The sequence below is a fragment of the Kordia sp. genome (assembly GCF_045105435.1).
In the GTDB taxonomy this organism is placed as follows: Bacteria; Bacteroidota; Bacteroidia; order Flavobacteriales; family Flavobacteriaceae; genus Kordia.
The window spans coordinates 1-6,791 of the sequence record NZ_JBGCDL010000348.1 but is presented as its reverse complement, the minus strand read 5'-3'; the positions used below and the strand labels follow the sequence as shown (position 1 = coordinate 6,791).

The 6,791-nt window shown below is 32.7% G+C and carries 8 protein-coding genes; 2 read left to right on the top strand and 6 right to left on the bottom strand.

The annotated features are described in order from the left end of the window. Nucleotides 1–347 precede the first annotated feature (347 nt). The 3 genes from AB8B65_RS17770 to AB8B65_RS17760 form a co-directional block, all read right to left on the bottom strand. Nucleotides 348–722, bottom strand: a complete 375-nt coding sequence (locus AB8B65_RS17770) for a GxxExxY protein (RefSeq protein WP_405302628.1) — start codon at nt 720–722, stop codon at nt 348–350. Between the two features lie 105 nt (nt 723–827). Next, entirely contained in the window at nt 828–1,388 is a 561-nt protein-coding gene (locus AB8B65_RS17765; protein WP_405302627.1) for an L-threonylcarbamoyladenylate synthase, read from the bottom strand. A 2-nt stretch (nt 1,389–1,390) separates the two neighbouring features. Next, nucleotides 1,391–2,293, bottom strand: coding sequence for a glycosyltransferase family 2 protein (locus tag AB8B65_RS17760; protein ID WP_405302626.1), 903 nt, complete (start codon nt 2,291–2,293; stop codon nt 1,391–1,393). Between the two features lie 211 nt (nt 2,294–2,504). On the opposite strand from AB8B65_RS17760, the gene AB8B65_RS17755 reads away from it, so the two are divergent. Further along, nucleotides 2,505–3,101: a class I SAM-dependent methyltransferase gene (locus AB8B65_RS17755; RefSeq protein ID WP_405302625.1), complete on the top strand. Its 597-nt coding sequence runs from the start codon at nt 2,505–2,507 to the stop codon at nt 3,099–3,101. A gap of 6 nt (nt 3,102–3,107) precedes the next feature. Then, complete coding sequence (locus AB8B65_RS17750) at nt 3,108–4,061, top strand: hypothetical protein (protein WP_405302624.1); 954 nt, start codon at nt 3,108–3,110, stop codon at nt 4,059–4,061. A gap of 123 nt (nt 4,062–4,184) precedes the next feature. Here AB8B65_RS17750 and AB8B65_RS17745 read toward each other — a convergent pair whose 3' ends face one another. From AB8B65_RS17745 to AB8B65_RS17735, 3 genes are all read right to left on the bottom strand, one after another. Beyond that, entirely contained in the window at nt 4,185–4,790 is a 606-nt protein-coding gene (locus AB8B65_RS17745; protein WP_405302623.1) for a hypothetical protein, read from the bottom strand. Between the two features lie 159 nt (nt 4,791–4,949). Beyond that, complete coding sequence (locus AB8B65_RS17740) at nt 4,950–6,017, bottom strand: glycosyltransferase family 4 protein (RefSeq protein WP_405302622.1); 1,068 nt, start codon at nt 6,015–6,017, stop codon at nt 4,950–4,952. Nucleotides 6,018–6,026: 9 nt separating this feature from the next. Next, nucleotides 6,027–6,791, bottom strand: a 765-nt coding sequence (locus AB8B65_RS17735; RefSeq protein ID WP_405302621.1) for a glycosyltransferase family 2 protein, incomplete at its 5' end; no start/stop codon positions are given.

Below are 6,791 nucleotides of genomic sequence, written 5' to 3'. Positions count from 1 at the left end.
GTAAGCTTTTGTTTTTTCTGTCACGAATTCACGAATTGTTTCTTGGTTTACTGTGTGTTTTGAATTTTTACAAAGAGAAGATTTGTGGATTCGTGGTGCGTTTTTGTTTTTTGTCACGAATTCACGAATTGTTTATGTGTTTACAGTTGTGTTTGAATTTTTATGAAGAGAAGATTTGTGGATTCGTGGTGCGTTTTTTTTTCTGTCACGAATTCACGAATTGTTTTTTGTGTTTACTGCTGTGTTTGAATTTTTACAAAGAGAAGATTAGTGAATTCGTAGTGCGTTTTTGTTTTTTTTTGTCACGAATTCACGATTTTTTTTTTTGGTTACTGCTGTGGTTTGAATTACAATACGATTCTTCGGTGATCAAGTAAATCTCTATGAAAATTCGCCAAAATAGCTAGTTTGCATTTTGAAACTTTTAGATAATTAAGACATTGCCCGAAATGTTTGTCATGTAAGTTTGTAACCGTTTTTATTTCAAGTATAATTTTATCAAAAACTACAAAATCTGCATAGAATTTATGTTTTAAAATAGTGTCTTTGTATGCAACACGGTATTGTTTCTCTCTTTCAAAAGGAATATTTAAAAGTTGAAATTCGTATTCTAAGGCGTCTTTGTAAACTATTTCAGAAAACCCGCTTCCTAAATTGTTATATACACTAAATAATGCGCCAATAATTGCATAACTTTCTTTTTTGTAGATAATATTTGCCATAATTCAAACTTAAGAAATCTACAATTTAGTCAACTTTTAAGATAGTGTATGAAAAATTATATAAGCGTACATTCTCATTTTGAAAATATACAACTAACAACAAAATTAAGCGCGAATAATCTTAATTTCTCCGTTAGATCGGACTTGGATAATCGTTGAAGGCTTTACCGTTTTTTTGGTGCCTTTCAAATTTACAACGTAATCAACATTACTTTTTATTTCAGCACTAATCTCCTGGAAGTTTTTCGGCGTCGGTTGTCCGCTAATGTTTGCGGAAGTAGAAACTATTGGACGTTTGAATTTACGAATGAGTTTTTGACAAAATTCATCATTAGGAATCCGAATAGCGAGTGTATTATCTTCGGCAACTAAGTTTTTAGCAATTCCTACAGGATTGTCATAAATAATGGTTGTGGGTCTGTCAGTGGCTTCAATCAAATCATAAGCAACATCAGGAATGTTTTCTATAAAACGTTCCAACATACGAATATCACTTACCAAACAGATTAAGGCTTTGCTTTCTTCTCGGTTTTTTAACGCATAAATTTTAGCAACAGCTTCTACATTTGTAGCATCGCAACCCAATCCCCAAACGGTATCTGTAGGATATAAAATGGTGTTTCCTGATTGTAATTGATCAAAAGTATTTTGAATTGCTGAAGTCATGATTAAAACCGAATTTGCTGTTTTTGTTTTAATGATTCCGACAAGTGTGCGCCTTTCCAAACTAAAGATAGCATAAACCATTTTTTTGGCTTGATAAGAAAGCTTAGGCAGAAGTAACTTCTTATCAATAGATACTTTGCATACGAATAATTCTTTTTGATCACATATAAATGTGAAATTATGCCTTCTTTGCTAATGGCTTCCGAAACGCCTGTACTAACTCCTTGATAATGCAAAATTTTTGCTTCGGGCACTAAAACACTCGCATATCCTTCTTGTCGCAAACGAAAACAGATGTCCATTTCTTCAAAATAGAGGAAAATATTGGTGTCAAATCCACCTACTTTTTCAAAAGCTTCCCGTCTAAAAAACATAAAAGCACCATTTACAAAGTTTACAGAAACAGGTTCGGTATATTCCTTTTTGCGTTTTGGAAATTGATTAGCCCAATTTTTCTCCAAGAAACTTCGTCCCAATAATAATTTACGAATGCCTTTGTCGTGATCAAACGAAATAACATGCTTGTTATGTTCGTCAAAGTTTTGTGCTGTAGAAACACCAACTTTAGGATTGGCTTCCATATACGAATGTAAAATGGACAAACCATCATTTAGCAACATAGCATCATTATTCAAGAATAAAATATACTTTCCGTTGGTAAATTGAGCGCCAAACATATTTCCGCCACCAAAACCTGTATTAATCACACTTCTATGTAGTGAAACATGATCGTACTTAGGGAAGTTATCTTCTAAGTGTTTAAAATCCTCAGCTTTGGAATTATTATCAACAACTACAATTTCATACGACAGTGATTTGTCGGTGAATTTGAGTACGGAATCAATACATTCTAAGGTGTATTTTGCCGTATTATAATTAATGATAACAATTGAAATATTTTTCATCTGTTTGTTTTATTTTATGAATTTTGTCAGATGGAATTATGCATCTATCTCTATTTTAAATTATCGAATTCATGAATCTATGATTTCGCCAATAATCATCTCGATTGCTATTAAAAAATTGTGATGACTCATTTCATAAGCACAGTAATTGTACAAAACTACACAATTTTAGGTTGAATTTTATACTTTTGCGGAAACTCAAACCACAAATATGGGACTTCGATCAAAATTAAAAAAATATCGTTTGCATAAAAGATTGCCAATAGAAACCTACGAACCTATTAAAAAGACAAAGCCAGAAAAGATTAAGGAAATGGTGACGGCTTGGGCAGGTTTGGAGTTAATTATTGAAGATATTTTAGAACGCTTTGATATTGGTCGCGATTCATGTATTGAGTTTGGTGTAGAATTCGGCTATTCTTCAGTCGTGTTTTCAAACTATTTTAAAGAAGTAAAAGGAGTTGATATTTTTATCGGAGATGAACATACCGATCATAAAGGTGATCATTATGAGAAAACGAAAGCATCTTTGGCAGCATATAAAAATATTGAGTTGATTAAGTCCGACTACCGCGATTGGATTAAAAAAGATGATAAGAAATACAATTTTTCGCATGTAGATATTGTACATAATTATAAGGAAACGTTTGAATGCGGATTGTGGGCTGCACAACATAGTGAATGTACTATTTTTCACGATACAGAAAGTTTTCCGGAAGTACGAAGAGCAGTCATTGATATTGCAAAAGCAGCAGGAAAAAATGTATATAATTATCCGCATTGCAACGGATTGGGAATTGTTGTATAATTTCTATTGAAATCTTCTAAAAAAATACTCATCATTGCGCCTTTTGCTTTTGGCTACACGGCGCATATTCAAAAAGCATTGCAACAGTTTCAAACGGTTGATGTACAAATTTTGTATTTGGATCAACCTGCTTTTTCCTATAAAAATACGTTGCATAAAGCGCAGAATTTTTTCTCGAAATTGATTTTTGGGAAGAATTTAAAAAAGACATTTGTTACGGATCGAATCAAAGCTTCGTTGATACAATTAGGACAACAAGATGAAATTTTCATCATTCGTCCCGATATGTTGTCAGATGATTTGTTGCAATTCATTAAAAGTAGCACACAAAAATTTATTGCCTATTATTATGACAGTACGCGTCGTTTTCCACGAAAAGTAGACATTATTCCATTGTTTGATACAATTTATAGTTATGACCGATTGGATGTTTCAACGTATGACTTGTCTTTTTTGACGAATTATATTTTTGAAGAAAGCAATCACGCGGAATACGACTATCAGTTTTTTAATATTTCAACGAATGATTACCGTTTTCCTTTATTAGAAAATTTAGCGAAATACCTAAAAGAACATACATGGAGTTATCACATTCAAGTCTACAATGGAAGTGAAATGCCAGCGAATCATGTAGAAATCATCACAACGCAAAAATCGATTCAAGAAGTATCTAATTTGATTCAGAAAGCGAAGATTATTGTGGAAATTCAACGAACCGAACAAATTGGTTTGTCATTCCGAATTTTTGAAGCGTTAGGACATCGTAAAAAACTCATCACAACAAATAAAGATATAGTAAACTACGATTTTTACAATCCGCAAAACATTCTAGTTGTAGATGAACATGCTATTGAAATTCCTGCTGATTTTGTCACTTCTGAATATGTAGAAATTGATGCAGCAATTCTTTCTAAGTATAAAATTGAAAATTGGGTGAAACCTATTTTTGAGCTTCAATAAAAAAATACCATTATTACTTTCGCAACAATGGTATTCTACCTAAAAAAACTAAATAAAATTAAGGCGTTTATAATTACCTCAAATAGTATATAATTCTAAAAATTAGATACTACAAAAATCTTTTTATTGTAATGTGTATGTAACAACTGCGCCACCTTCGTATTCTAAGATACTACCATCTTGAAGTAATATTTCATTACTATTATCAAAAAAGTTAAACCCAAATAAAACGTCATTTGGAAATTCAAATGTTATAGTAGTTTCGTCTTGAGACAGTGTTCCAGTAAATTGTAATTCATTTTCGTTATAAAAAAACTTAATAGTTTCGCCAACTTGCATATATGTATTTGCGGTTCCATCTGCATGAGAACAGTTCATGCGTTGCGAAAGATTTCCGTTTCCGTCATCATCTACATATAAAGACACTGCATCATGAGTTGGGTTAGATACACGTAAGTCTTCACCAAAACCTAAACTCAGATCAAAACAAAGTTGTTCTTGCATTAAATCGGTTGAGAAAATACCATCACCATTAACATCGACAGCTGTATCAATTTCAAATCCGCTTCTAAAATATGTTCTACCTAAGATTGATGGCGGATTGTCAGGTACACAGTCCGCTGCGTTTTCAGAAGTTTCTTCTACAACAATAAAATCAGGCTCAACATCATCGATATTGCAAGCAGATAATATTCCGAGTAGAAATGTGGTTATAAGTACCTTTTTCATATAGTATTGGTTTTAATGTATACATTGTAGATGTATGTTTATGAAAAAGGTTGCGTGATGCGGAACTAAATTATTTTTGCTAAATGCTAAATGCTAAATGCTAAATGCTAAATGCTAAATGCTAAATGCTAAATGCTAAATGCTAAATGCTAAATGGAATTAAAGTAAACTTCGATACACGTCTTCGTATTGTTTGGCAGTCGCGTTCCAATCAAAGCTTTTGGCACGTTGAATGTACGCGTTTTCAAAAGTTTCTTTATTGGTTTCAAACGTATGCATTCCTTTTTTTAAGATTGCTGCCATATATTCAGCATCGTACTGATCCCAGAAAAAAGCATGATCGCCACCAATTTCGGGCAAGGAAGTTTTGTTAGATAAAAATACAGGTTTTCCAAATCGCATAGCTTCAATTGGAGGAATTCCGAAACCTTCTCGCAACGACGGAAATACAAAAGCAGCACAGTTTTGCAAGTAATATTGTTTGTCGGTATCGCCAATTTTCCCTGTAATGATGACGCGATCTTGCAAATTGTATTTTTGAATGGTTTCTGCAAGTTTTCCACTAGCGTACTCTGTATTGTTATTTCCCGAAAGGATTAAATTATAATCGGGTAAAAGCGCCAGCATTTCCACTAAGGTGTGGAAGTTTTTTCTTGGTGTAAATTCACCAATACTAAATAAATACGGCTTATCGGATGTAATTTTTGGTTGATAATTTTCTGGAAGTGTGACTTCACGAATTGGATTTCCGTTATAAATTACATATTCAGGAACGTTTGGAACATTAAAATGTTGATGCGTTGACGCTTTTGCGAAGTTTGAAATGTACGTAATGGCACTACTTCTTTCTAGCTTTTCGCGAAAACGAACATTGCGTTCGTGATTCATATCGTTTGATTCTTCTTCAATGAAATTCACATCGTGAACGGTCAATAAATACGGAATATTATGATACGGTTCAATCTTAATATTTTGATTCAGCGAATGCCATAAATCGTACTTTTTACGAATGCGCAGCATCGGATAACGGCGAAACGATTGATACTTTTTATAGTCAAAATAATTTCCAAACTCATCTGTTAATTTGCTAAGGTTTTTCGCGTGAAGCGTCATTTTAAAATCATCAATTTGTGCTTCATACAATCCTTTTATCAAATGATAATTAAACTGTCCAAAGCCAAAATGTAAATTCTTGATGTTGTGTGATTCTAAAAAAACGTTCTTCATACAATAAAATTAGTCTATTTTTCGGTATAGCGTCCATAATTGCAAATAGCGTTTAAACACTGAAAACGCGTGTACATAACATAAAATGAATCCTTCTTTTCCGTCTAAAATTCCCAAACGGAAAAAGTATTGGTGAACAAATCGATACCAAGGTCGAAAGAAGAAATGATACATATTTGGACGTACATTTTTTTTGTACAAAGCTTCTGCTTGCAAACGACTGTAATGACTCAATTTTTCATTGTAATTGTCAAAGCTTTTATAAGTTTGATGCGCAACAGCATTTTTGAGTTTTCCAATTTTTTCGGTAGTTTCAATGGTTTCATGCACAGGTTTTCCGTTGTAACGACAGTAGTTTTTGTGAAACAATCGGACAGAAATATCCGTTTGAAAACCACTATACTTCATCCGTTTTCCCATAAAATGAAAATCACGTTTCACATGATACGCTTTCATCGGATTTTCAGAATTCACAGTCGAAACAATTTCATCCGCCAAGACTTTCGGAATTTCTTCATCTAAATCAAAAAACAAAATCCAATCGTATGAAGCTTGCTCAATTGCAAAGTTTTTCTGTGATGAAAAATCATCAAACTTCCGTTGAATTAGTGTGACATTGTACTTTTTTGCAAGTTCCACAGTTGAATCAGTACTAAACGAATCTACAATGATAATTTCATCGGCAAAGGAAAGTTGTTCAATATATTTTTCAATATTGTCTTCCTCATTATAAGTAATCGCTAACGCACTAATTTTTGTATTCATATAAAGAAG